This is a genomic window from Enterobacter cloacae complex sp. IR53030 (assembly GCF_049238365.1).
In the GTDB taxonomy this organism is placed as follows: Bacteria; Pseudomonadota; Gammaproteobacteria; order Enterobacterales; family Enterobacteriaceae; genus Enterobacter; species Enterobacter kobei.
In genome coordinates this window covers 162,300-189,082 of sequence record NZ_JBMKHA010000008.1, presented here as the reverse complement: position 1 = coordinate 189,082, position 26,783 = coordinate 162,300, and the positions used below count along the sequence as shown (strand labels likewise).

The 26,783-nt window shown below is 55.6% G+C and carries 20 protein-coding genes; 5 read left to right on the top strand and 15 right to left on the bottom strand.

Translation table 11 applies throughout. The features are described 5' to 3' along the window. Positions 1-56: 56 nt before the first annotated feature. Genes cysC through cysG form a run of 4 tightly spaced genes read right to left on the bottom strand, consistent with a single transcriptional unit; the run spans position 57 to position 4,372 of the window. Positions 57-662, bottom strand: coding sequence for an adenylyl-sulfate kinase (gene cysC / locus ACOTXR_RS11130; RefSeq protein WP_014885032.1), 606 nt, complete (start codon positions 660-662; stop codon positions 57-59). Further along, positions 662-2,086: a sulfate adenylyltransferase subunit CysN gene (cysN, locus tag ACOTXR_RS11125; protein ID WP_058690189.1), complete on the bottom strand. Its 1,425-nt coding sequence runs from the start codon at positions 2,084-2,086 to the stop codon at positions 662-664. The genes cysC and cysN overlap by 1 nt, the downstream gene beginning before the upstream one ends. A 9-nt stretch (positions 2,087-2,095) precedes the next feature. Next, positions 2,096-3,004 carry a sulfate adenylyltransferase subunit CysD gene (gene cysD, locus ACOTXR_RS11120; protein ID WP_008499613.1) on the bottom strand — a complete coding sequence of 303 codons (909 nt, stop codon included), beginning with the start codon at positions 3,002-3,004 and terminating at the stop codon, positions 2,096-2,098. A gap of 9 nt (positions 3,005-3,013) precedes the next feature. Then, complete coding sequence (gene cysG, locus ACOTXR_RS11115; protein WP_058690188.1) at positions 3,014-4,372, bottom strand: siroheme synthase CysG; 1,359 nt, start codon at positions 4,370-4,372, stop codon at positions 3,014-3,016. A gap of 237 nt (positions 4,373-4,609) precedes the next feature. On the opposite strand from cysG, the gene ACOTXR_RS11110 reads away from it, so the two are divergent. Further along, positions 4,610-5,653: an aminopeptidase gene (locus ACOTXR_RS11110; protein WP_023331191.1), complete on the top strand. Its 1,044-nt coding sequence runs from the start codon at positions 4,610-4,612 to the stop codon at positions 5,651-5,653. A 71-nt stretch (positions 5,654-5,724) separates the two neighbouring features. Here ACOTXR_RS11110 and cysH read toward each other — a convergent pair whose 3' ends face one another. The 3 genes from cysH to cysJ are packed head-to-tail and all read right to left on the bottom strand — an operon-like array spanning position 5,725 to position 9,992. Further along, positions 5,725-6,459: a phosphoadenosine phosphosulfate reductase gene (gene cysH, locus ACOTXR_RS11105; protein WP_023337698.1), complete on the bottom strand. Its 735-nt coding sequence runs from the start codon at positions 6,457-6,459 to the stop codon at positions 5,725-5,727. Positions 6,460-6,474: 15 nt separating this feature from the next. After that, entirely contained in the window at positions 6,475-8,187 is a 1,713-nt protein-coding gene (gene cysI / locus ACOTXR_RS11100; protein ID WP_014885037.1) for an assimilatory sulfite reductase (NADPH) hemoprotein subunit, read from the bottom strand. Then, complete coding sequence (gene cysJ / locus ACOTXR_RS11095) at positions 8,187-9,992, bottom strand: NADPH-dependent assimilatory sulfite reductase flavoprotein subunit (RefSeq protein ID WP_023331194.1); 1,806 nt, start codon at positions 9,990-9,992, stop codon at positions 8,187-8,189. Before cysJ ends, cysI begins: the two co-directional genes overlap by 1 nt. A 306-nt stretch (positions 9,993-10,298) precedes the next feature. Between cysJ and queD the strand changes: the two genes are divergently transcribed. Then, positions 10,299-10,661, top strand: a complete 363-nt coding sequence (gene queD, locus ACOTXR_RS11090; protein ID WP_014885039.1) for a 6-carboxytetrahydropterin synthase QueD — start codon at positions 10,299-10,301, stop codon at positions 10,659-10,661. A gap of 30 nt (positions 10,662-10,691) precedes the next feature. Here the strand turns inward: queD and queE are convergent, their stop codons facing one another. Genes queE through ACOTXR_RS11075 form a run of 3 tightly spaced genes read right to left on the bottom strand, consistent with a single transcriptional unit; the run spans position 10,692 to position 13,684 of the window. Further along, positions 10,692-11,363 carry a 7-carboxy-7-deazaguanine synthase QueE gene (queE, locus tag ACOTXR_RS11085; RefSeq protein WP_058690187.1) on the bottom strand — a complete coding sequence of 224 codons (672 nt, stop codon included), beginning with the start codon at positions 11,361-11,363 and terminating at the stop codon, positions 10,692-10,694. A 54-nt stretch (positions 11,364-11,417) separates the two neighbouring features. After that, a complete protein-coding gene (locus ACOTXR_RS11080; RefSeq protein WP_058690186.1) occupies positions 11,418-12,125 on the bottom strand; it encodes an N-acetylmannosamine-6-phosphate 2-epimerase in 708 nt (235 codons plus the stop codon). Beyond that, on the bottom strand, positions 12,125-13,684 hold the full coding sequence (locus tag ACOTXR_RS11075; protein WP_058690185.1) for a maltose/glucose-specific PTS transporter subunit IIC: 1,560 nt from the start codon (positions 13,682-13,684) through the stop codon (positions 12,125-12,127). The genes ACOTXR_RS11080 and ACOTXR_RS11075 overlap by 1 nt, the downstream gene beginning before the upstream one ends. Positions 13,685-13,849: 165 nt before the next feature. Between ACOTXR_RS11075 and ACOTXR_RS11070 the strand changes: the two genes are divergently transcribed. Further along, positions 13,850-14,674, top strand: a complete 825-nt coding sequence (locus tag ACOTXR_RS11070; protein ID WP_048997118.1) for a MurR/RpiR family transcriptional regulator — start codon at positions 13,850-13,852, stop codon at positions 14,672-14,674. Between the two features lie 358 nt (positions 14,675-15,032). Continuing rightward, positions 15,033-16,142: an SDR family oxidoreductase gene (locus ACOTXR_RS11065; protein ID WP_058690184.1), complete on the top strand. Its 1,110-nt coding sequence runs from the start codon at positions 15,033-15,035 to the stop codon at positions 16,140-16,142. A gap of 52 nt (positions 16,143-16,194) precedes the next feature. On the opposite strand, the gene eno is transcribed toward ACOTXR_RS11065, so the two are convergent. From eno to rlmD, 5 genes are all read right to left on the bottom strand, one after another. Continuing rightward, positions 16,195-17,493, bottom strand: a complete 1,299-nt coding sequence (eno, locus tag ACOTXR_RS11060; protein ID WP_058690183.1) for a phosphopyruvate hydratase — start codon at positions 17,491-17,493, stop codon at positions 16,195-16,197. 82 nt (positions 17,494-17,575) lie between these two features. Beyond that, complete coding sequence (gene pyrG, locus ACOTXR_RS11055) at positions 17,576-19,213, bottom strand: glutamine hydrolyzing CTP synthase (protein ID WP_014885046.1); 1,638 nt, start codon at positions 19,211-19,213, stop codon at positions 17,576-17,578. Positions 19,214-19,436: 223 nt separating this feature from the next. Beyond that, complete coding sequence (mazG, locus tag ACOTXR_RS11050; protein WP_014885047.1) at positions 19,437-20,228, bottom strand: nucleoside triphosphate pyrophosphohydrolase; 792 nt, start codon at positions 20,226-20,228, stop codon at positions 19,437-19,439. A 66-nt stretch (positions 20,229-20,294) separates the two neighbouring features. Next, positions 20,295-22,526 (bottom strand): GTP diphosphokinase, encoded by a 2,232-nt coding sequence (gene relA, locus ACOTXR_RS11045; RefSeq protein ID WP_014885048.1) that lies wholly within the window; start codon positions 22,524-22,526, stop codon positions 20,295-20,297. 51 nt (positions 22,527-22,577) lie between these two features. Beyond that, the gene (gene rlmD, locus ACOTXR_RS11040; RefSeq protein ID WP_058690182.1) at positions 22,578-23,876 is read right to left on the bottom strand and encodes a 23S rRNA (uracil(1939)-C(5))-methyltransferase RlmD; all 1,299 of its coding nucleotides are present in this window, start codon (positions 23,874-23,876) and stop codon (positions 22,578-22,580) included. A gap of 57 nt (positions 23,877-23,933) precedes the next feature. Here rlmD and barA point away from each other — a divergent pair, with 57 nt between their 5' ends. Then, the gene (barA, locus tag ACOTXR_RS11035; protein ID WP_421767030.1) at positions 23,934-26,693 is read left to right on the top strand and encodes a two-component sensor histidine kinase BarA; all 2,760 of its coding nucleotides are present in this window, start codon (positions 23,934-23,936) and stop codon (positions 26,691-26,693) included. Positions 26,694-26,783 lie beyond the last annotated feature (90 nt).

The following is a 26,783-nucleotide window of genomic DNA, read 5'->3' as shown; positions in this document are numbered from 1 at the left end:
GAATGGTTACAACTTTAGTGCTTTGTGTACAACTTTATTGTCCTCGGACAACCGCCTCAGGATCTGATAATATCGTCCCGTCTGAGCAGGTCTAATAATTGGCTTACTAAATTTGTTACCAATTGTTGACCTTCCAGGTGAATCTCAGGCGATTCAGGCGCTTCGTAAACCGCGTCAATTCCGGTGAAGTTGCGCAGTTCGCCGGCACGCGCTTTTTTGTACAGCCCTTTCGGGTCGCGAGCTTCGCAGACCGCCAGTGGCGTATCGACAAACACTTCGATAAAGCGATCCTGCCCCACGCGCTCACGTACCATCTGGCGCTCAGCACGATGCGGCGAGATAAACGCCGTTAACACCACCAGCCCGGCATCCGCCATCAGGCTGGCGACTTCTCCCACCCGGCGAATATTCTCTTTGCGGTCGTCGTCGCTGAAGCCTAAATCGCTGCACAGACCATGACGGACATTATCCCCGTCCAGCAGGTAGGTGCTCACGCCCCTCTGATGCAGCGCCTCTTCCAGCGCGCCCGCTACCGTGGATTTACCGGAGCCAGACAGCCCGGTAAACCACAGCACAACCCCACGATGTCCGTGGAGTTGCTCACGCTGCGCGACGGTGACCGGATGAGGATGCCAGACGACGTTCTCATCATGTGCGGCCATTATTTGCCTCCCAGCAGATCGCGGGCGCCCCAGTGCGGGAAGTGCTTACGCACCAGCGCGTTCAGCTCCAGTTCGAAGGCGCTGAATTCAGAGGCGACGGTCGCCTGCTCGTTTGGCTCACGAACCATCCCCGCACCGACGGTGACGTTAGTCAGACGGTCGATAAAGATCAGGCCGCCCGTTACCGGGTTCTGCTGATACGGATCCAGCACCAGCGGCTCATCGAAAGTCAGATCCACCAGGCCAATACCGTTCAGCGGCAGCTCGCTCACGTCACGCTGGGTGAGATTGTTGATGTCCACCTGGAACTGAATGCCGTCCACGCGGGCGCGAGTTTTCTTGCCCGCAACTTTGATGTCGTAGCTCTGGCCTGCGGTCAGCGGCTGTTCCGCCATCCAGACCACATCCACAGACGCGCCCTGCACTGCTGCCAGCGTTTCCTGCGCGTCGACCAGCAGATCGCCCCGGCTGATATCAATCTCGTCTTTCAGCACCAGGGTGACCGCCTCCCCTGCCCCGGCTTCCTGGAGGTCGCCGTCGAACGTCACGATGCGCGCGATTGCCGATTCTACGCCGGAGGGCAGCACTTTGACACGCTGTCCCACCTTCACGGAGCCGGAGGCAATCGTGCCGGAGAAGCCGCGGAAATCGAGATTTGGACGGTTAACGTACTGCACCGGGAAGCGCATCGGCTGGGTATCAACCACGCGCTGAATTTCAACGGTCTCCAGCACTTCCAGCAGCGTCGGGCCGCTGTACCACGGCATATTCGCACTCTGGGAGGCGACGTTATCGCCTTCCAGCGCGGAAAGCGGCACGAAGCGGATATCCAGATTACCCGGCAGCTGTTCGGCAAAGGTCAGGTAACTCTGGCGGATCTCCTCAAATTTCTCTTCGCTGAAGTTCACCAGATCCATCTTGTTGACCGCCACGACCAGGTGTTTGATCCCCAACAGCGTGGAGATAAAGCTGTGACGACGGGTTTGATCCAGCACGCCTTTACGGGCGTCGATCAGCAGGATCGCCAGGTCGCAGGTCGACGCGCCGGTCGCCATATTACGGGTATACTGCTCGTGCCCCGGGGTGTCGGCGATAATAAATTTGCGCTTCTCCGTTGAGAAATAGCGATAGGCCACGTCGATGGTGATGCCCTGCTCGCGCTCCGCCTGCAAACCATCCACCAGCAGCGCCAGGTCGAGTTTTTCACCCTGGGTACCATGACGTTTGCTGTCGTTGTGCAGAGAAGAGAGCTGATCTTCGTAAATCTGGCGTGTATCGTGCAACAGGCGACCAATCAGGGTACTTTTCCCGTCATCCACGCTGCCGCAGGTCAGAAAACGCAGCAGGCTTTTGTGTTGTTGCGCGTGCAGATACGCTTCCACGCCGCCTTCGTTGGCAATTTGTTGAGCAATAGTGGTGTTCATGGCGGCTCCTTAGAAATAACCCTGACGTTTCTTCAGCTCCATGGAGCCTGCCTGGTCGCGGTCAATCACGCGCCCCTGTCGCTCACTGGTGGTCGACACCAGCATCTCTTCAATGATCTCCGGCAGCGTCTGCGCGTTGGATTCCACCGCGCCGGTCAGCGGCCAGCAGCCGAGGGTACGGAAACGCACCATCTGTTTTTTGATGACTTCGCCCGGCTGCAGGTCGATGCGATCGTCGTCGATCATCATCAGCATGCCGTCGCGCTCGAGCACCGGGCGCTCAGCCGCCAGATACAGCGGAACGATCTCGATATTTTCCAGATAGATGTACTGCCAGATATCCAGCTCGGTCCAGTTGGAGAGCGGGAAAACGCGGATGCTTTCGCCTTTGTTGATCTGGCCGTTGTAGTTGTGCCACAGCTCCGGGCGCTGGTTTTTCGGATCCCAGCGGTGGAAACGATCGCGGAAAGAGTAGATACGCTCTTTAGCACGAGACTTCTCTTCGTCACGGCGCGCGCCGCCGAAGGCGGCATCAAAGCCGTATTTGTTCAGCGCCTGCTTCAGCCCTTCGGTTTTCATGATATCCGTATGTTTGGCGCTGCCGTGCACGAAGGGGTTAATGCCCATCGCCACCCCTTCCGGATTTTTATGCACCAGCAGCTCGCAGCCGTAAGCTTTTGCGGTACGGTCGCGGAATTCGTACATTTCGCGGAATTTCCAGCCGGTATCGACGTGCAGCAGCGGGAACGGCAGCGTACCCGGATAAAACGCTTTACGCGCCAGATGCAGCATGACGCTGGAATCTTTACCGATGGAGTACATCATCACCGGGTTAGAAAATTCGGCTGCCACTTCGCGGATAATATGGATACTTTCCGCTTCGAGCTGCCGCAGGTGAGTAAGTCGTTTTTGGTCCATAACCGTTCCTTAAGCCAGATTCACCACAGAGGAACCAAACCCCTCTGAGTCTGTAGTATGTTGAAACCAGGCGAGCGTACTGTGCAGCTGTACCACTTCCCCCACCACGATCAGGGCGGGCATCGGGGCATCTTTCGCCAGGTCTGCAAGTTCGAGTAATGTGCCGATAGCAACATGCTGATCGACGCGGGTGCCGCGAGAAATCACGGCAACGGGCGTCGCTGCCTCGCGACCGTGCTGAATCAGTTGTTCGCTGATGTCTGCGGCTTTCATCGTGCCCATGTATATCGCCAGCGTTTGCCGGCTCTGGGCGAGATGCGACCAGTCAAACGGCGTGCTGTCGGCCTTGTAGTGCCCGGTCACAAACGTGACGCTCTGCGCATAATCGCGATGGGTCAGCGGAATACCGGCATAGGCCGTTACTGCTGATGCCGCCGTAATGCCAGGCACCACCTGGAACGGCACGCCCGCTTCGGCTGCGGCCTGCAACTCTTCTCCGCCGCGTCCGAAGATAAACGGATCGCCCCCTTTCAGACGCACCACGGTTTTGCCCGCTTTGGCGGCAGCAATCAGCATCTGATTGGTGTCGTGCTGCGGCACAGAGTGCTCGCCTGCCCGTTTGCCGACGCAGATCTGCTCCGCGTCGCGACGGATCAGCTCGCGTACGCCGTCGGTGACCAGATGGTCGTAGAACACCACGTCCGCGTCCTGCAGCACCTGAAGGCCACGCAGCGTCAGAAGCCCGGCATCGCCCGGCCCTGCGCCCACCAGAATGATCTCCCCGTTCGTACTGCCAGGGTTATCCAGTTCGTCTTCGAGAATTTTCTGCGCCGCCGTCTCATTGCCGGCCTGCATCAGGCTGGCAAAGCGGCCGCGAAACACCCGCTCCCAGAAGCGACGACGTTCCGCAACGCTGGTCAGCCGGGTCTTCAGATGGTTACGCCAGTAGCTGGCTGTCTCCGCCATGCGCCCGAGGCTTGTCGGCAGCAGTGCTTCGATTTTTTCCCGCAGCACGCGCGCCAGCACCGGAGCAGTACCGCCGGAGGAGATCGCCACCAGAAGCGGCGAACGGTCAACGATCGACGGGAAGATAAACGAGCATAACGGCTGGTCGTCCACCACGTTCACCAGGCGGTAACGGGCCTGAGCGGCGTCGGAAACACGACGGTTCAGGTCGCGATCTTCGGTCGCCGCTATTACCAGCACTACGCTGTCGATTTGTGATTCGTCAAAATCCGCTTCTGCCACTACCCACACCTGCGCCCCCGCACGTTGCAAAAACGCGATTTTGCGATCGGCAATTTCACCCGTGCCAACAACCAGCACCGGTTTCTCTTTAATCGCGGCAAATAAGGGCAGATAGTCCACAGGCAACAACTCACTAACAACGAGGAATAGAGGGACTATAGGGGGCGGCTTAGACCGAATGAAATTACGAATTGGAATGAGTAGTTACTCAATGGAATAACGATGTGAAAAAGTTAATATCAAAAAGTGCTTAACACGCGAATTTTCGGGCATTTAAGAGCAATTCAAATTGTGTATGGGCGATCACAGTTTCATACTAGGCCAGTTAAAATTTTGCTCTGTTTTTAAGGACTCACTATGTTTTCCGCAACGCGCCACTGTGTTGCTGCCCTGGCGCTAGGCGTTTGCTTTATTCTTCCGGCTCAGGCAAAAAATCAACCCTATGGTGAAATCGCCACTCAGCAGGCGCGGCATATTGCCACCGTTTTCCCTGGCCGCATGACCGGTTCACCTGCGGAAATGCTCTCTGCTGACTATATTCGCCAGCAATTTGCTGATATGGGTTACCAGAGCGATATCCGGTCGTTTCACAGCCGCTATATCTATACCTCGCGCAATAAAACACAAAACTGGCACAACGTGACCGGCAGTACGGTTATTGCGGCTCACGAAGGTCGCGCGGCGGAACAGATTATTATCATGGCGCATCTCGATACTTACGCACCGCTCAGCGATGCCGACACCGATAACAACCTCGGCGGGCTGACGCTGCAGGGCATTGACGATAACGCAGCGGGTCTTGGCGTGATGCTCGAACTGGCCGAGCGAATGAAGAACATTCCGACGCAATATGGCATTCGTTTCGTTGCCACTAGCGGTGAAGAGGAGGGTAAGCTCGGCGCTGAGAATCTCCTTAAACGCATGAGCGCTGAAGAGAAGAAAAATACGCTGCTGGTAATTAACCTCGATAACCTGATTGTCGGCGATAAACTGTATTTCAATAGCGGGCAGAGTACACCGGGTAGCGTGCGTAAACTGACGCGTGACCGGGCGCTCGCCATTGCCCGCAGCCACGGGGTGTATGCCGCCAGCAACCCGGGCGGCAATCCAAATTATCCGCGAGGAACGGGCTGCTGCAACGACGGCGAAGTGTTCGATAAAGCGGGCATTCCGGTCCTGTACGTGGAAGCAACTAACTGGGCGCTGGGGAAAAAAGATGGCTACCAGCAACGGGGAAAATCGAAAGCCTTCCCGGACGGGACAAGCTGGCATAACGTGATGCTGGATAATCAGCAGCATATTGATAGCGCCCTGCCGCAGCGAATTGAACACCGCAGCCGGGACGTGGTGAAAGTGATGCTGCCGCTGGTGAAGGAGCTGGCGAAGGCGGGGAAAGGCTGAGGTTTTTAAGTATAGCGCGGCCTGATGCCCTCACCCCAACCCTCTCCCACAGGGAGAGGGCGGTTGAGGAATTACCCTTCGTGCAACCCGCACTCGCGTTTCAGCCCAAAGAATCGCGTCTCTTCTTCCGCCATTCCCGGTTCCCATTTGCGCGTGGTGTGGGTGTCTCCAACTGACAGGTAGCCCTGGTCCCACAGCGGATGGTACTTCAGCCCGTGTTTTTGCAGGTACTGGTACACCGTCCGGTTATCCCAGTCGATAATCGGCAGCACCTTAAAGACTCCGCGCTGAACCGCCAGCACCGGCAGCGTGGCACGGCTGCCGGATTGCTCACGGCGCAACCCTGCAAACCACGTCTGCGCGTTAAGCTCTTTCAGTGCCCGGTTCATCGGCTCGACTTTGTTGATCTCATTGTATTTCTCAATGCCCTCAACGCCCTGCTCCCACAGCTTGCCGTAGCGTGCTTCCTGCCAGGCCGCGCTTTCCGTCGCGCGGTAGATTTTCAGGTTCAGCCTGAGCTTGTCCGTCAGCTCGTCAATAAACTGGTAGGTTTCCGGGAACAGGTAGCCGGTGTCGGTGAGGATCACCGGAATGTCCGGACGGATCTGATTCACCAGATGCAAACTCACCGCCGCCTGAATACCAAAGCTCGACGAAAGCACATAGTCTCCCGGCAGGTTTTCCAGCGCCCAGGCCACGCGCCCTTCGGCGTCGAGCTTTTCCAGTTGGGCGTTGGTTTCTGCCAGTGCCAGAATGCGTTCGACTTTTGGCAGTTCGTTAAGGGCGTTTAGATCGAGTACGGACATAATTACCTCTCGTGGTTACTCCCAGAAATCCCTTGCGGGATCGAGCACCGGGCGAATGATGCCCGCACGCACCGTAAAGTCGCCGAAGCCTTCACCCGCTTCGCGCTCTTTCGCCCAGCGCCCGACAAGCTCATCGATGGAATCAAGGATTTCCGGCTCGGTGATGTTCTCGCGGAACATACGCGGAATACGTGTGCCGATACGGTTACCGCCCAGATGCAGGTTATAGCGACCCGGCGCTTTCCCCACCAGCCCCAGCTCGGCCAGCATCGCGCGGCCGCAGCCGTTCGGGCAGCCGGTCACTCGCATAACAATATGCTCGTCCGGAATGCCGTGTTTTTCCAGAATCGCTTCCACTTTGTCAGTAAATGACGGCAGGAAACGTTCCGCTTCGGCCATCGCCAGCGGACAAGTCGGGAACGACACGCAGGCCATGGAGTTTTCACGCTGCGGTTTGACCGCATCCATCAACCCATGATCGCGCGCCAGCGTCTCGATCTTCGCCTTCTGGCTCTCCGGCACGCCGGCAATGATCAGGTTCTGGTTAGCGGTAATGCGGAACTCGCCTTTGTGGATCTTCGCAATTTCCAGCAGACCGGTTTTCAGCGGACGGCCCGGATAATCCAGAATTCGACCATTTTCGATAAACAGCGTCAGATGCCATTTATTGTCGATACCTTTCACCCAGCCAATACGATCGCCGCGACCGGTGAATTCGTAAGGACGGACTGGCTCAAATTTGATCCCCGCGCGACGCTCCACTTCCGCTTTGAACGTCTCCACCCCCACGCGCTCGAGGGTGTATTTGGTCTTCGCGTTTTTACGGTCGGTACGGTTACCCCAGTCGCGCTGGGTCGTGACCACGGCTTCCGCCACCGCCAGCGTGTGCTCCAGCGGCAGGAAGCCAAACTCGCTCGCGGTGCGGGCGTAGGTTTTCTTGTTACCGTGCTCAATGGACAGGCCCCCGCCCACCAGCAGGTTAAAGCCGACCAGCTTGCCGTTTTCGGCAATCGCCACGAAGTTCATGTCGTTGGCGTGCAGGTCAATATCGTTCTGCGGCGGGATCACGACCGTGGTTTTGAACTTACGCGGCAGATAGGTCTGGCCGAGAATCGGTTCTTCATCGGTGGTCGCGACTTTCTCCTGATCAAGCCAAATCTCTGCATAGGCGCGGGTGCGCGGCAGCAGATGCTCAGAGATCTTCTTCGCCCACTCATACGCTTCGGCATGCAGCTCAGACTCGTACGGGTTCGACGTGCAAAGCACGTTACGGTTCATGTCGTTGGCGGTAGCCAGTGCGTCCAGCCCAACGGAGTGGAGCATCTGGTGCACCGGCTTCACGTTCTTCTTCAGAATACCGTGGAACTGGAAGGTCTGACGGTTGGTCAGGCGGATGCTGCCGTAGATCGTGTTTTCGCCAGCGAATTTATCAATCGCCTGCCACTGTTTGGTGGTGATGACCCCACCCGGCAGACGGCAGCGCAGCAGCATCGCATGACGCGGCTCCAGCTTCTGTTCGGCACGCTCAGCGCGAATATCGCGGTCGTCCTGCTGGTACATACCGTGGAAACGGATTAGCAGGAAGTTGTCACCTTTAAAACCGCCGGTGAGACCGTCATTCAAATCTTCAGCAATGGTGCCGCGCAGGTAGTTGCTTTCCAGCTTCATGCGCTCGGCGTCTGTCAGTTTACCTTCGACCACCAGTGGCCCTGGATGTTTTTCGCTCATTAGTAGACATCTCGCTGATAACGGCGCTCAACGCGCAGCTCACTTAAAAATTCATCCGCCGTTTCGGCATCCATACCGCCGAATTCGGCAATCACTTCCAGCAGTGCCTGCTCAACGTCTTTCGCCATGCGATTGGCGTCGCCGCAGACATAAATGTGGGCACCGTCATTGATCCAGCGCCACAGCTCTGCGCCCTGTTCGCGCAGTTTGTCTTGTACGTAGACTTTTTCTTTCTGGTCGCGGGACCAGGCCAGATCGATGCGGGTCAGCACGCCCTCTTTGACGTAACGCTGCCACTCAACCTGGTAGAGGAAATCTTCGGTAAAGTGCGGGTTGCCGAAGAACAGCCAGTTTTTGCCTGGCGCGTCGTCCGCCGCACGTTGTTGCATAAAGGCGCGGAACGGCGCAATACCGGTGCCTGGACCAATCATGATCACCGGGGTTTCCGGGTTTGCCGGCAGACGGAAGTTGTCGTTGTGTTCGATAAAGACGCGCACTTCGCCCTCTTCTTCCACGCGGTCCGCCAGGAAACTTGATGCCCCACCCGCACGGGCGCGGCCTTCGATGTCATAACGCACCACGCCCACGGTGATATGCACTTCGCTCTCCACCTCTGCCTGAGAAGAGGCGATGGAGTAGAGGCGCGGGGTCAATGGACGCAGCAGCCCGACCACTGCATCGGCATCCAGCTGCGCCGGAGAGAAACGCACCATATCGACAATCGGGGTCGTCGCGGCGTAATGCTGTAGTTTCGCTTTGTCGCCCACCAGCGGCAGCAGCGATTCACTGCGCGTTAAGGTGGCGTAATTTTCGACGATGTTCGGAGTGTTGACCGTCAGTTCGAAATGCCACTGCAGCGCATCAGAAAGCGACTGGGTTTTGCCGTCAACGGTGACAGGCTCATCACCTTTCAGCCACAGCAGCTCAACCAGCTCTTTCACCAGCGCCGGATCGTTCTGATACCAGACGCCCAGCGCATCGCCAGGCTGATAACGCAGGCCAGAGTCACCGAGATCGATTTCGATATGACGCACGTCTTTTTCCGAGTCGCGGCCAGTGATTTTCTGGTTCACCGACAGGCTTGCCGCCAGCGGTGCTTCTTTCGTGTAAGGGCTGGTATGGATATCGTTGACGACGCCCGCTGAGGTCAATGCGGCCTGCGCCGGCGTCTCTTTCGGCACGCGCGCTTTCAGCACCTCAACAATGCGCGCGCGCCATTCGGCGGCGGCAGTCTGGTATTCCACATCCGCGTCGACGCGGTCCAGCAGGCGCTCTGCGCCGAGCTCCGCCAGCTTACTGTCGAAGTCTTTACCGGACTGACAGAAGAATTCATAGGAGGTATCGCCCAGGCCAAACACGGCAAACGCCGTGCCATCCAGTTTTGGGGCTTTTTTCGAGAACAGAAACTTATGCAGCGCTACCGCTTCTTCAGCGGGTTCACCTTCGCCCTGGGTAGAGGCGACCACCACCAGCAGCTTTTCTGACGCGATTTGCTTAAATTTATAATCGCCGGCGTTGACCAGGTTCACGTTCAGTTTGGCGGCCAGCAGGTCGTCACGCAACGCTTCGGCCACGCGGCGGGCGTTGCCCGTCTGCGAGGCGGAAATCAGCGTAATAGCGGGAATTTCCACAGCCGTTGCCGGTGCGCCCGCGACAGCGCCAGGCTGCTGATTGAGCATTCCCCAGAAATAACCGGAGACCCAGGCAAGCTGAGTGGGAGAAAAATCAGAGGTGGCAGCCTGAAGGCGCGCCAGTTGCTCCGGGTTCAGGGGAAGCAAATTTGATGGTGGGGCCTGTGTTGTCATGCGTCGTTATGTTCCAGTAGCCAAGCGGACTTTAAGCGAATAAATCCAAACTGAAGATAAGGTTAACGGCGAGGATAATAACAATTAAAGAAGGGATGGAAATAATAAATAACCAAATGGACTAACCTGTTTTAGTTATCGTTCTTAGCGATAAAACAGGTTAACTAACTCATTGAAAATAAATAGCAAAAAACCAAAAAAGCACCTTACCGCCATGGCTGCGCCTTCAGAGCCGTTTTAGTTAATGCTAAAAATTGTGCTTTCCGGTACTATGCGGCGGTTTTTTCCGCATTACTGAGAGCGATCATGTCCACCACACTGTTTAAAGATTTCACCTTCGAAGCCGCCCACCACCTTCCGCATGTTCCTGAAGGGCATAAATGTGGCCGTCTGCACGGGCATTCGTTTATGGTGCGTCTTGAGATCACCGGTGAAGTTGATCCGCATACCGGTTGGATCATGGATTTTGCCGAACTGAAGGCCGCGTTTAAACCGACCTACGACCGTCTGGATCACTACTATCTGAATGAGATCCCGGGCCTTGAAAACCCGACCAGCGAAGTGCTGGCAAAATGGATTTGGGATCAGATGAAGCCGCTGGTACCACTGCTGAGCGCGGTGATGATCAAAGAGACCTGCACGGCAGGCTGCGTGTATCGCGGAGAGTAAAAAAATAGCCCGGCAAAACCGGGCTTTTTTTTAGGCTATATTCAGGTACTTGTGCGTCTGCATCGACAGGCGCCAGTTACGCGCGATGCAGGTTTCAATACACAGACGCGTCGCATCTTCTTTCTGGCTGATAGGCTGCAGGGCAATCACCCGCTGCTTTTCATCCGTCAGCGTCGCCAGCAGTTCGTCCAGCGCTTCGATATCGCGCACGCGCCCTACCGGGTGCTTAATCTCATCCGCGCGTTCCAGCGCCTGAGAGAGCACGTCATACCCGCCGCGCATATTCACTTTTGGCGAAACCGTCACCCAGGTAGAGTGAGAGCAGCGCACTTCGTGGGTGCCGCTGGTTTCAATCTGGCAGCTGTAGCCGTTCTTTTCGAGCAGCTCGGTCAGCGGAGTCAGATCGTGGATACAGGGTTCACCGCCGGTGATCACCACATGGCGCGCCGTCCAGCCCTGACGACCAATAATCGCCAGCAGATCTTCTGAACTGCCCGCGCCCCACTTATCGCTCTCTTTGGTTTTCGCCAGAATGCTAAACAGCGACACTTCCCGATCTGCGAGCATATCCCACGTATGTTTGGTATCACACCAGGCACAGCCAACCGGGCATCCCTGTAAACGAATAAAGATAGCGGGAACACCGGTAAAGTAACCCTCGCCTTGCAGGGTCTGGAACATCTCGTTAATCGGGTACTGCATAGTCATCTCAGTTAAGGGGATAAACGATAAGTATCGCAGATCCCCGCCGGATGGTCATGCTCCATCGGTGCTTTGCGCGCTAATCGCCGCCATAAAGCGTTCGGTAATTTGCTGTGGACGGGTGATCGCGCCGCCGACGACGACCGTGTGCGCACCCAGCGCCAGGCACCGGGCCGCGCGTTGAGGAGTATCCACGTTCCCTTCGGCAACCACGGGAACCGTCACGGCAGCCAGCACGGCCTTCAGGAACGCGCAGTCGTTCTCCGGAAGCGAATGGCCTGCCGTTTCCGCCGTATAGCCGTAAAGCGTCGTGCCGACGCAGTCAAAGCCCAGCGCCTGCGCCGTCACGGCTTCGTCCACGGTGGAAATATCCGCCATCAGCAGTACCGAGGGGTAGCGCGAGCGGATGCGCATGACCAGCGTTTCCAGGGATTCCCCACCGGGACGTTCCCTGGCCGTGGCATCAAGGGCTATGATTTCCGGAGCGACGGCCATGAGCTCATCCACCTCTTTCATCGTGGCGGTGATAAACACTTCGCTTTCCGGGTAATCCCGTTTGATGATGCCGATGACAGGCAAAGAGACCTGCTGCTTAATGGACTCGATATCCACCACGCTGTTGGCACGAATGGCAGCGGCCCCGCCCTGCGCCGCCGCCAGCGCCATCCGCGACATAATAAACGGGCTATGCAGCGGTTCATTCTCCAGCGCCTGACAGGAGACGACCAGTTTTCCCTTCAGGTTATCCAGTACAGTTTTCATTACGATAAAATCTCTTCCACTTCGTTTTTGATAATGGTGACGTGCGGGCCATAAATGACCTGAACCCCGTTACCGCGCACGATAACGCCGCGCGCGCCGGTCGCTTTCAGCGCCGCGTCATCCACCTTGCTGCCGTCTTTGACCGTGACGCGAAGGCGCGTGGCGCAGCAGTCCACCTCGTCCAGATTGTCTTTTCCACCTAATCCGGCGATCACCGCCGCAGCGCGCTCGCTTTGCGGCAGACTCACTTCATCAACCATCGCCGTCTTTTCACGACCCGGCGTGGCGAAATCAAAACGGTTAATCAGGTAGCGGAAGGTGAAGTAGTAAAGGAAGAACCACGGCACGCCGGCCAGCGGAACGAACATCCAGTTGGTTTTGGCCTCCCCCTGCAAAATACCGAACAGCACGAAGTCGATAAAACCGCCGGAGAAGGTTTGCCCGATGGTGATATGCAGCATGTGTGCAAGCATGAACGCCAGCCCGTCAAACAGCGCATGGATGACGTAAAGCACCGGCGCAATAAACAGGAAGGAGAACTCGATGGGCTCGGTAATGCCCGTCAGGAATGAGGTTAACGCCGCAGAGAGCAGCAGCCCGGCAACGCGCTTTTTGTTCTCGGGTTTTGCCGTGTGGTACATCGCCAGACACGCGCCGAGCAGGCCAAACATCATCGTAATAAAGCGCCCAGACATGAAGCGCGACGTACCTTCATAAAACTGACGCGTCGTCGGGTCGGCCAGCTGGGCAAAGAAGATACGCTGCGTACCCTCCACCAGATGACCATTGACGATCTCGCTGCCGCCAAGGGCCGTGGTCCAGAACGGAAGATAGAAGATGTGGTGCAACCCGAACGGGCCCAGCATGCGTAAAATGAAGCCGTACAGCAGGGTGCCCAAATAACCTGTGGCGTCTACCAGCCCGCCCAGACCAAAGATCAGTTTCTGGAAATGCGGCCAGACCACGGTCATCAGCGCGCCGACGAGTATCGCCGCCAGCGAGCTGATAATCGGGACAAAGCGCGAGCCGCCAAAGAAGCCCAGGAACTGCGGAAGGGCAATTTTATTAAACCGGTGATGCAACGCGCAGGTCACGAGACCAATCACTACGCCGCCAAATACACCCGTTTCCAGCGTCTGAATCCCCAGCGTCATCCCCTGCCCCACGGCCCCCGGGTTTTCCTGCGCCAGTTTGCCTGTGAGGATCAGCAGCGCGTTGATGGTGGCGTTCATCACCAGAAACGCCAGTAACGCCGCCAGCCCTGCCGTGCCTTTATCACTTTTTGCCAGCCCAACGGCCACCCCAACCGCAAACAGCACAGAGAGGTTCGCAAATACGATGGAACCTGCACTGCTCATGATGGTGAAAACCGCCTGCAGCCAGCCCACATCTAAAAACGGATAGGCCGTCAGCGTATTGGGATTCGACAACGCGCCGCCTATCCCAAGCAGCAGACCCGCCGCAGGCAACACGGCGATGGGCAACATAAACGATTTGCCGAAGCGCTGCGCTTTTTCAAACCATCCCCCCGAAGAGGCTCCACTGAACATTTGCATCATTTTTTCATCCCCTCATTTATTGATGAAAATTTTTACCATATAAATATTTAATAGTGAAAATTATCATCAAAAACCAGGAGACCGATCATACTTTTTCAAAATGACTGGCATCTTTCCCCCGCTTTCCGTCACACTAGTCACAGAGAAACGCATTAAGGACCTGGCATGTCGGACCATGAAAATCTGCTGCTGAAGCTCCGCCAGGAGGCTTCCGGGTACAGCCCAACACAACAAAAACTCGGCGAGTTTGTCCTCAGCGATCCCGCCCGAGTGCTCTACCTGACGATCACGGAACTGGCGCGCGAGAGTCACACCAGCGAGGCCAGCGTGACGCGTCTTTGCCGGACGCTGGGCTGCAAGGGCTACAACGAATTCAAAATGGCGCTGGCGCTGGATATTCAGCAGGGTCAGCCCGCGCGAGAGGCCGGGGATGAAATTGATAACGTGGTGGATGAGTCAATCCTGGCTCTGCAGGATACCGCCAGGCTCCTGGACCGGGCGCTGCTTGAAAAAGCCGCACTGGCACTGCACCAGGCGCACTCCGTGCAGATCTATGGCGTCGCGGCCAGCGCAATCCTCGGTGAGTATCTGCATTACAAGTTATTAAGGCTGGGTAAACCCGCACAGTTATTTAGCGACATGCACCGCGCAGCCATGAATGCGGCAACGCTCTCGGCTGAAACGCTGGTCGTGGCTATCTCCAGTTCCGGTTCTACGCGGGATTTACTTCATGTGGTGAAACTGGCCCGCAAGCGCGGCGTAAAGGTTCTGGCGCTCAGCAACACGCCACGTAGCCCGCTGGCTTCCCTGAGTGATATGCAACTGGTAGCCGCCAAGCCAGAAGGCCCGCTTAGCGCTGGCGCGCTCAATGCAAAGGTGGGTGTCATGCTGCTGGTCGAATTGCTGACCACCACTCTTATTACGCTGGACAACCATTACGCGGATGTTAGCCAGCAAACAGCCAGCGCTACGCTTCCTTTGCTGCTCTGAAAATATTACGCAGGCTACATAAACTAGCCTGCTTTTTACGTTACTCAATTTCCCTTAAGCAAAATTTAATTTATTTTCCAGATAAATGTTTGGTGTAACAAAATATTTTATTTATTACATTTTCTATGCTGTAACCACCCTAACCCTGAATCATAAAAATACATACAAATCATAAAGTTGAAATATAATTATTTATAAATTGAATTTTTCACCTTTCCGCAATGTCCAATATCTCCACCTGATTTCCTTTCCTTAAAATAAGCTTAAGATGCTGCCTGTTTCGGCGATTTATTATTTAAATGCCGTTTACTTTTGCGCGCCTACAATCCGCCTCATCAATCATAATGAGACGGTATTAATGAAGATGTTATTGATTACAGGCGTGACCGGTTTCCTGGGCGGTGCAGTACTTGAAAAAATCCTGACGAGCGATCAATCCGTGAAACTCCTTTTGCTTACCCGCGCCGGCGATCCGCAAAGCGGGCTGGAGCGCGTGCAGGAGAACATGCGTAAGTTCAACGTTTCTGAGGAGAAACTGGCTTCCCTGAGCGTGGAGAATATTCTCATTGGCGACCTCAGTCAGCCGGAGGCCTTTCTGAACGATCCGCGACTGAACCAGGTCACGCATGTGGTTAACTGCGCGGCTGTCGCCTCATTTGGAAACAACCCGCTTATCTGGAAGGTAAACGTCGACGGTACCCTTGCGCTGGCACGCCGCATGGAACAGGTCACTGGACTGCAGCGTTTCCTGCACGTAGGCACAGCAATGTCATGCACCCCGGAGCAGGATTCACTGGTCGCGGAAAGTGCTGAATTCAGAGAAAATGCTGAACATCTGGTGGAATACACTTATTCGAAGTCAACCATTGAAAAGCTGATGCGTCAGGAGTGCCCGGACCTGCCGCTGCTTATCGCCCGCCCCTCCATCGTCGTCGGCCATACCCGTCACGGCTGCACGCCGTCGAGCAGCATCTTCTGGGTCTTCAGTATGGGCCTGATGCTGCAAAAGTTTATGTGTTCAATGGAAGACCGGATCGACGTAGTGCCGGTGGATTATTGCGCCGACGCGCTGTTAATGCTGCTCGGCAGCAACGCGCGTCCGGGTGAGGTGGTGCATATTTCTGCCGGGGAAGAAAACAGCGTTCGCTTTGCAGACATCGATCAGGCGATGGCGCAGGCGCTGGAGAAAGCGCCCGTCGGTGATAAATATGCGCAGGTCAGCTACGAAACGCTGGTCAGAATGCGCCGCGAGCTGAAAACGATTTTTGGTCCATGCAACGAACGCCTGATGCTGAGAGCGATGCGCTTATACGGCGCCTTTGCCACGCTGAACGTGCGCTTCAGCAACGATAAGCTGCTCAGCATGGGAATGCCGAAACCCCCGCGTTTTACGGATTATATCGCCCGCTGCGTCCAGACCACCCGGGGATTGACCATCCCGGAGCAAATGGCGGTCGATTTTAAATAGCCAAAAAAAATGCCAGTCTTTCGACTGGCATTTTCATTTAAGGCTTAAGCAATTATGCCTGGCCTTTGATCTCTTTACGACCGTTGTATGGTGCTTTTTCACCCAGCGCTTCTTCGATACGAATCAGCTGGTTGTATTTAGCAACACGGTCAGAACGGCTCATAGAACCGGTTTTGATCTGGCCTGCAGCGGTACCCACTGCCAGGTCAGCAATGGTTGCATCTTCAGTTTCACCAGAACGGTGAGAGATGACAGCGGTGTAGCCAGCGTCTTTCGCCATTTTGATCGCAGCCAGGGTTTCGGTCAGAGAACCGATCTGGTTGAATTTGATCAGGATGGAGTTAACGATGCCTTTCTCGATGCCTTCTTTCAGGATCTTGGTGTTGGTTACGAACAGATCGTCACCAACCAGCTGGATTTTGTCGCCCAGTACTTTGGTCTGGTATGCGAAACCATCCCAGTCAGACTCGTCCAGACCGTCTTCGATAGAGACGATTGGGTACTGTTTGGTCAGGTCTTCCAAGAAGTGAGTGAACTCTTCGGAGGTGAACGCTTTGTTGCCTTCGCCAGCCAGAACGTATTTACCGTCTTTGTAGAATTCAGATGCTGCACAGTCCATCGCCAGGGTGATGTCTTTGCCCAGCTCGTAGCCAGCAGCTTTTACTGCTTCTGCGATAACAGCCAGAGCTTCTGCGTTAGAACCCAGGTTTGGCGCATAGCCACCTTCGTCACCTACAGCCGTGTTCATACCTTTAGCTTTCAGAACTTTAGCCAGGTTGTGGAACACTTCAGAACCCATACGTACCGCTTCTTTCAGGGATTTCGCGCCAACTGGCTGAATCATGAATTCCTGAATATCAACGTTGTTGTCTGCGTGCTCACCACCGTTGATGATGTTCATCATTGGTACAGGCATGGAGTATTTGCCTGGGGTGCCGTTCAGTTCAGCGATGTGCTGGAACAGTGGCATACCTTTAGCAGCCGCTGCTGCTTTGGCGTTCGCCAGGGAAACCGCCAGGATTGCGTTCGCACCGAAGTTAGATTTGTTTTCAGTACCGTCCAGATCGATCATGATCTTGTCGATGCCAGCCTGGTCTTTAGCGTCTTTGCCAATGATGGCCTGAGCAATAGGACCGTTTACAGCGCCAACCGCTTTCAGTACGCCTTTGCCCATGAAACGGGATTTGTCGCCATCGCGCAGTTCCAGCGCTTCGCGGGAACCCGTAGAAGCACCTGATGGAGCAGCTGCCATACCGACGAAACCACCTTCCAGATGAACTTCAGCTTCAACGGTCGGGTTACCACGGGAGTCGATGATTTCACGACCGATGACTTTAACGATTTTGGACATTAGATTTTCCTCAGTACAAGTTAAACTAAAACTCCAGACAAACAACGCGTACCAAAGGTACGCGTTGCCGTTCTAACTTTTTTTACTTCGCCTGACGCTTCTGGTACTCGCTGGCGGCTTTCACGAAGCCTGCAAACAGCGGATGCCCGTCACGCGGCGTTGAAGTAAATTCCGGGTGGAACTGGCAGGCAACAAACCATGGATGGTTTGGCACTTCAATGATCTCGACTAACTGATCATCCCCGGAGCGGCCCGCAACGCGCAGGCCCGCAGCTTCAATTTGTTTCAAAAGCATGTTGTTGACTTCATAGCGGTGACGATGGCGCTCGGTGATGACCGATTCGCCATACAGCTTGCGAACCACGCTATCGTCGGACAGCTGGCAGGCCTGTGCGCCAAGACGCATTGTGCCACCCAGATCGCTCTTCTCGGTACGGACTTCGACGTTACCGTCTTCGTCGCGCCATTCCGTAATCAGTGCCACTACAGGGTACTTACAGTCTGGCACAAATTCCGTAGAGTTCGCGTTTTCCATTCCCGCTACGTTGCGCGCAAATTCGATCAGCGCAACCTGCATACCCAGGCAGATGCCGAGGTAAGGAATATTGTTTTCACGCGCGTAGCGTGCAGTGGCGATCTTGCCTTCAACACCGCGGTAGCCAAAGCCGCCAGGGATGAGAATCGCATCCAGATCTTTCAGAATTTCCACGCCACGCGTTTCAACATCCTGCGAATCAATCAGCTTGATGTTCACGGAGACGCGGTTCTTCAGACCACCGTGTTTCAGCGCTTCGATAACTGACTTATAGGCATCCGGCAGTTCAATGTACTTGCCGACCATACCGATAGTCACTTCGCCCGCCGGATTGGCTTCTTCATAGATAACCTGTTCCCATTCAGACAGGTTAGCTTCCGGACAGTTCAAGCTGAATCGTTTACAAATATAATCGTCCAGGCCCTGCGATTTCAACAGGCCCGGGATTTTATAAATGGAATCGACATCTTTCATTGAAATAACGGCTTTTTCAGGCACGTTACAGAACAATGCAATTTTCGCACGTTCGTTCGCCGGGATAGCGCGATCGGAACGGCAAACCAGGATGTCAGGCTGAATACCGATGGAGAGCAGCTCTTTAACAGAGTGCTGAGTCGGTTTGGTTTTCACTTCACCTGCAGCCGCCATGTAAGGCACTAGCGTCAGGTGCATGAACAGCGCATGCTCACGACCAATATCTACCGCCAGCTGACGAATCGCTTCGAGGAACGGCAGGGATTCGATATCCCCTACGGTACCTCCGATTTCAACCAGCACAACGTCATGCCCTTCGCCACCGGCAAGGACACGCTCTTTGATGGCGTTAGTGATGTGTGGGATAACCTGAACGGTCGCGCCCAGGTAGTCACCGCGGCGCTCTTTACGCAGAACGTCGGAGTAGATGCGGCCAGTCGTAAAGTTGTTACGACGGGTCATTTTGGTACGAATGAAACGCTCGTAGTGGCCAAGATCCAGATCGGTTTCAGCGCCGTCTTCAGTAACGAACACTTCCCCGTGTTGGGTTGGGCTCATGGTGCCAGGATCGACGTTGATGTACGGATCCAGTTTCATCATGGTCACATTAAGGCCACGGGCTTCAAGAATGGCTGCGAGGGAGGCTGCGGCAATGCCTTTACCCAGAGAGGATACGACCCCGCCGGTCACAAAAATATAGTTCGTTGTCATGCTGAACCTGAGAAGTTAGGGTGAAACGATGGAATAACCAGGACGGGAAAGTAGTATACCCGAACACGGCGAGCGCCACAAACTTTCATTCTCCGTCTCCATTCCAGGCCATGACAAACATAAGGAGTGAGAAAATAGCCCCTTTTGGGTAAATGTTTTTGACGCAAATCAAGCGCTTGTCATTTAAAAAATCACACAAATTGCGCTTGATCGCAAAATTCCGTTAGAGATCAGATTCCTGGCGTTTTACTTCCTGCCAGACTTCTTCCATCGCCTGGAGGTCAATTCCGGTCATTTCCAGGCCGCGCGAGGCGACAATCCGCTCCACTTCACGAAAACGACGTTCGAATTTCAGATTGGCTTTTTGCAATGCGGTTTCCGCTTTTACACCTAAATGGCGCGAAAGGTTGACGGTCGCAAACAACAGATCGCCCATCTCTTCCTCAAGCTTTGCTTCATCCACCACCGCCTGCTGTGCTTCGTGCATAACCTCGTCGATCTCTTCATGCACTTTATCCAGCACCGGCCCCAGAGAGTCCCAGTCAAAACCGACGGCGGAACAACGCTTTTGAATTTTATGCGCGCGCATCAGCGCAGGCAGACTCAGAGGAATATCGTCCAGCGCCGAATGCTGGGATTTTTCAGCACGCTCGGCGCTTTTTATCTGCTCCCAGCGGGCCAGTACTTCCGCGCTGTTACCTGCGGTGGCATCGCCAAAGATATGCGGGTGACGGCGCTCAAGCTTGTCGCTGATAGCGGCGCAGATATCATCAAAGTTAAAGCGCCCTTCTTCCTGCGCCATCTGGGCGTAGAACACCACCTGGAACAGCAGGTCGCCGAGTTCACCACGCAGGTCGTCAAAATCCTCGCGAGAAATGGCGTCCAGCACCTCGTAGGTCTCTTCAAGCGTGTACGGGGCGATGGTGGAGAAAGTCTGCTCTTTGTCCCACGGGCAGCCGTTTTCCGGATCGCGCAGGCGTTTCATGATGCCGAGCAGGCGGTCGATTTGAGTCATAGTGTTTTCCATTAAAAAACAAGCCGGGTGGCGGCAAAGCCTTACCCGGCCTACAGAAGAGTGTATTTACCCGCCGTGCAGACGACGCGCGTCAATCACATCCGGCACCTGGTTCAGTTTGCCGAGCACGCGACCCAGCACCTGCAGGTTGTAGATTTCGATGGTCATATCGATGGTGGCAAGCTGCTCGCGGGTATCGCTGCGGCTGGCAACACCCAGCACGTTGACCTTCTCGTTGGCGAGAATGGTGGTGATATCGCGCAGCAAGCCGCTGCGGTCATTGGCGGTAACACGCACCACCAGCGAGTAGCCGGCGGAGTAGCTCTCCCCCCAGACCGCTTCCACGATGCGCTCCGGCGCATGGGACTGCAGCTCGGCAAGCTGGTCACAGTCGGAACGGTGGATCGAGATCCCGCGCCCCTGGGTGATAAAGCCGACGATGTCGTCGCCCGGAATTGGCTGACAGCAGCGGGCAATGTGGTGCATCAGATTGCCCACTCCCTCGACCACTACGCGGCCATTGTCTTTACTGCGCTGCTGCGGGGCGTAGGTTTTCTGCTGCAGCTGCTTCAGCGCCGCCGCGTCCTGCTCTTCCGCGCTTGGCTTATTGAACTGCGCCTGCAGGAAGTTAACCATCTGATTGAGACGAATATCGCCGCCGCCAATTGCCGCTAACAGCTCGTCAAGCTCGTTGAAGTTGTAGCGCGGCAGCAGGAATTTCTCGGCCTCTTTCAGGCTGATCCCGATATGTTCCAGCTCGTCGTCAAGGATCTGACGACCGGCAAGGATATTTTTGTCACGATCCTGCTTGCGGAACCAGGCGTGAATTTTTGAGCGTCCGCGGCTGGTGGTGACGTACCCCAGGTTCGGATTAAGCCAGTCCCGGCTCGGGTTAGGCTGCTTCTGGGTGATGATTTCAATCTGATCGCCCATCTGCAACTGGTAAGTGAACGGGACGATGCGCCCGCCGATTTTCGCCCCGATACAGCGGTGCCCCACGTCACTGTGGATGTGGTAGGCAAAATCAAGCGGCGTTGAACCGGCTGGCAGGTCGACCACATCCCCTTTCGGGGTAAAGACGTAGACCCGGTCGTCAAAGACCTGGCTGCGGACTTCGTCGAGCATTTCGCCCGAGTCGGCCATCTCTTCCTGCCACGCAATCAGCTTGCGCAGCCAGGCGATGCGATCCTCGTGACCAGAACGCGCCCCGCCCGACGTTCCCTCTTTGTATTTCCAGTGCGCGGCAACGCCCAGCTCGGCATCTTCGTGCATCTGTTTGGTGCGGATCTGAATTTCGACCGTTTTGCCGCCAGGGCCAAGCACCACGGTGTGAATGGACTGATAACCGTTAGGTTTAGGGTTAGCCACATAGTCATCAAACTCATCCGGCAGATGGCGGAAGTGAGTGTGGACGATCCCCAGCGCGGCGTAGCAGTCCTGCAGACGTTCCGCCACGATACGCACGGCACGCACGTCAAACAGCTCGTCAAAGGCGAGGTGTTTCTTCTGCATTTTGCGCCAGATGCTGTAGATGTGCTTAGGTCGCCCGTAGACTTCGGCGCGCACGTTCTCTTCTTTCATCGCCTGGCGCAAGCCGCCGACGAACTCCTCGATATAGTGCTCACGGTCGATGCGGCGTTCATGCAGAAGTTTGGCAATGCGCTTATATTCCGCCGGGTGCAGATAACGGAAGCAGTAATCTTCCAGCTCCCATTTGAGCTGACCGATACCTAACCGGTTCGCCAGCGGCGCATAGATGTTTGTACACTCTTTGGCGGCCAGCACGCGCTCGTCTTCCGGCGCATCCTTCACCTCACGCAGGTGGGCAATACGCTCGGCCAGTTTGATGACCACACAGCGGAAATCATCCACCATGGCCAGCAGCATCCGGCGGACATTATCGACCTGCTCAGAGGAGACGGAATCGGTGTGCGCGGCTTTAAGCTGGCGGATAGCCGCCATATCGCGCACGCCGTGGATCAGCGCGACGACGGATTTTCCGACGCTCTCACGCAGCACGTCTTCCGTCACGACGTTCGCATCGGCGAGAGGAAACAGCAACGCGGCCTGCAGCGTTTCAATATCCATGTTCAGCATGGATAAGATTTCAACCATCTCCACACCGCGCCACAAGAGGAGATCGGCATCCGGATGACCCTGTGTGGTGCGAAGACAGTAGGCCCAGGTTTCGGTTAAGCGTTCACACGACTGCTGGCTGGAAATTCCCAGACTTGCGATCCATTTTTGTGGGTCAAACTCCCCAGCTTTATTGAGATGTGCACTTCTTACCGCAACCATTGTCCTCTCCTTTAGGGACCAGGGCCTGTCGAAGTCGACAAGCCAAACAAATTAGATGTGCTCGAACAACACCATCGATTCCAGATGTCCAGTGTGCGGGAACATGTCCAGCATTGCCAGACGCTGAATATGGTAACCCGCGCTGATTAATACCTCACTGTCACGGGCAAGCGTTGCCGGGTTACAGGAAACATAGACCACACGCTTCGGGGCAAGTTTAATCACATGCGCCATGACACCCGGGGCACCGGCGCGCGCCGGGTCGAGCAGGATTTTGTCAAATCCCTGCTGTGCCCACGGCTGTTGCGTCACATCTTCCTCAAGATTTTGATGAAAGAATGTCACATTTTGCAAGCCGTTCTGTTGTGCGTTCTCCTGCCCTTTAGCCACCAGCGCTTCAACGCCTTCCACGCCAACGACGCTTGCTGCTTTTCGCGCCAGCGGCAGCGTGAAGTTGCCCATGCCGCAGAACAGATCGAGCACCCGATCGGTGGGCTGTATATCAAGCCACGCCAGCGCTTTCTCAACCATCTGCTGGTTTACGCCATCATTTACCTGAATGAAATCCCGCGGGCTAAACGTTAAGCGTAGCCCGTTTGACGCATACCAGGGCGCATCACCGGTAACCTGTTCAAGTATCTCGCTTTGTGGAGCAAGGAAAAGCGCCAGGTCGTGGGAATGCGAAAAGCGTTCCAGTTTTTCGCGATCTTTTTTCGATAATGGCGCGGTGTGGCGCAACACCATCAGCGGGCCATTATTGGCCATGACCAGTTCGACATGCCCAAGATGGCGAACGCCGTCCAGTCCTGAGAGGCAAGTGCGCACGTGCGGAAGCAATGCCTCAAGATGGGGCACCAAAACAGGGCACTGCTTCACATCAACAATATCGCTGGAGGCCGCTTTGCGAAAACCCATCTCCAGCCGCGCCGTTTTGGGCTGATAGCTCAGACTCAGACGCGCGCGGCGACGGTAGCCCCAGGGCTGATCAGCAATAACTTCATTCACGTCGTGCTTCAGCAGACGCGCCAGGGCGCGGCTTTTGCTTTTTTGCTGTAATTCTGTGCTCGCATGCTGTTGCTGGCAGCCTCCGCAAACGCCAAAATGCGGACAGCGTGGCGCAACGCGCGCCGGGCTATCGTTGAGGCGACGCTTCACCTGTCCGCGCGCGTACTGGCGTTTGTCTTCCGTCAGCGTAATTTCTGCTCGTTCTGTTGGCAGCAAACCTGTTATAAACAGAGTCTTACCATTGTGATGAGCCACCCCCTGACCAAACGGGTCAAGGTCTGTGGCTTCAACAGTAATGATTTGACGCGTCGTCACGCGTCGTTTTGCAGAGTAGAATTGCGCCATCGCCGAGATTTTTCTCACATAAACATAATTATCTTAATTGTCCCATAACGGAACGCCATGACCAACTACAGCCTGCGCGCGCGCATGATGATTTTGATCCTCGCCCCCACCGTTCTCATCGGTTTGCTGCTGAGTATCTTCTTTGTGGTGCACCGCTATAACGATTTGCAGCGACAGCTGGAGGATGCAGGTGCCAGCATCATCGAACCGCTCGCCGTCTCAAGCGAGTACGGGATGAACCTGCAAAACCGCGAATCCATTGGGCAGTTAATCAGCGTGCTTCACCGACGCCACTCGGACATCGTACGCGCCATTTCCGTCTACGACGAACATAACCGCCTGTTTGTCACCTCGAATTTTCATCTCGATCCGGCGGCCCTGAAAATCCCGGACGGTACGCCATTTCCGCGCCATCTCACCGTACTGCGGCGCGGCGATATCATGATCCTGCGCACGCCGATCGTGTCGGAAAGTTATTCCCCCGACGAGTCTGCGCAATCTGACGCCAAATCCAGCAATAACATGCTGGGATACGTGGCGCTGGAGCTGGATCTCAAATCAGTCCGGCTACAACAGTACAAAGAGATTTTTATCTCTGGCGTGATGATGCTGTTCTGTATTGGTATTGCACTGATCTTCGGCTGGCGCCTGATGCGCGACGTAACGGGCCCCATCCGCAATATGGTCAATACTGTTGACCGCATCCGCCGGGGACAGCTCGACAGCCGCGTAGAAGGTTTTATGCTGGGCGAGCTGGATATGCTGAAAAACGGCATCAACTCGATGGCCATGTCGCTGGCGGCCTATCACGAAGAGATGCAGCATAACGTTGACCAGGCGACGTCTGACCTGCGCGAAACGCTGGAGCAGATGGAGATCCAGAACGTTGAGCTGGATCTGGCGAAAAAGCGCGCCCAGGAAGCGGCGCGGATTAAATCTGAATTCCTTGCCAATATGTCGCACGAGCTGCGTACACCGCTCAATGGGGTGATCGGCTTTACCCGCCTGACGCTGAAAAGCGAGCTTAACCCGACGCAGCGCGATCACCTGCACACCATTGAACGTTCGGCCAACAACCTGCTGGCGATCATTAACGACGTGCTGGACTTCTCCAAGCTGGAGGCGGGCAAGCTTATTCTGGAGAGCATACCGTTCCCGCTGCGCGGTACGCTCGATGAAGTGGTCACGCTGCTCGCCCACTCGTCACACGACAAAGGCCTTGAACTGACGCTTAACATCAAAAACGACGTGCCGGATAACGTCATCGGCGATCCTCTGCGCCTTCAGCAGGTCATTACCAATCTTGTTGGCAACGCCATTAAATTCACCGAAAGCGGCAACATCGACATTCTGGTAGAAAAACGCGCGCTCAGTAACAACAAGGTACAGATTGAGGTTCAGATCCGCGATACCGGGATTGGTATTCCCGAGCGCGATCAGTCGCGTCTGTTCCAGGCGTTCCGCCAGGCGGATGCCAGTATCTCCCGTCGTCATGGCGGTACCGGTCTGGGGCTGGTGATTACGCAGAGGCTGGTAAACGAGATGGGCGGCGATATCTCTTTCCACAGCCAGCCAAACCGCGGTTCAACCTTCTGGTTCCACATTAACCTGGATCTCAATCCGAACGCGTTGACCGACGGTCCGGTGACAAGCTGCCTGAACGGTAAGCGTCAGGCCTACGTCGAGCCTAACGCGGCGGCCGCGCAGTGCACGCTGGATATTTTAAGCACCACACCTCTGGAGGTAGTCTACAGCCCTACCTTTTCGGCGCTTGCCGTTGAGCACTACGACATTCTGCTGATGGGTATTCCGGTGACGTTCACCGGCGAACTGACCATGCAGCAGGAGCGGCTGGCGAAAGCCGCGTCGATGACCGACTATCTGCTGCTGGCGCTGCCCTGTCACGCTCAGATAAACGCGGAGGAGTTGAAAAACGACGGGGCAGCTGCGTGTCTGCTTAAACCCCTCACCGCCACCCGCCTGCTGCCCGCCCTCACGGAGTATTGCCGTCTTAGCCAGCATGTCCTTCCGCTGATTAACGATGAGCAAAAACTGCCGATGAGCGTGATGGCAGTTGATGACAACCCGGCAAACCTGAAGCTCATTGGCGTGTTGCTGGAAGATCAGGTTCAGCATGTGGAGTTGTGCACCAGCGGCACGCAGGCCGTTGAACAAGCCAAACAGATGCAGTTCGATTTAATTCTGATGGATATTCAGATGCCGGGCATGGATGGCATTCGGGCCTGTGAGTTGATCCACCAGCTGCCACATCAGCAGCAAACACCGGTGATTGCGGTCACCGCGCATGCGATGGCCGGTCAGAAAGAGAAGTTACTGAGCGCCGGGATGAATGATTATCTGGCGAAACCTATCGACGAAGAGAAGCTTCATAACCTGCTGTTACGCTATAAGCCGGGACATATTGGCGGAAGCTACACGGTTTCCAGCGAGCCGGTTGAGGTTACCGTCAATCAAAACGCAACCTTTGACTGGCAGCTTGCGCTGCGTCAGGCGGCAGGTAAACCCGATTTAGCCCGCGAGATGCTGCAAATGCTGGTCGCGTTTCTGCCGGAGATTCGTAATAAAGTTGAAGAACAGCTTGTGGGGGAACACCCGGATGAACTGCTGGAAGCCATCCACAAGCTTCACGGCAGCTGCGGCTATAGCGGCGTACCGCGGCTTAAAAATCTCTGCCAGCTGCTGGAGCAGCAACTGCGCGCAGGTACGCCAGAATCGGAGCTGGAACCCGAGTTTCTGGAGCTGCTGGATGAAATGGATAACGTGACGCGTGAAGCGATGAAGGTATTGGGGAGCTGAGATAAAAGCCCGGTGACGGCTTCGCCTTACCGGGCCTACGATTGCGGGTGCGGCCTGATGCCCTCACCCCAACCCTCTCCCACAGGGAGA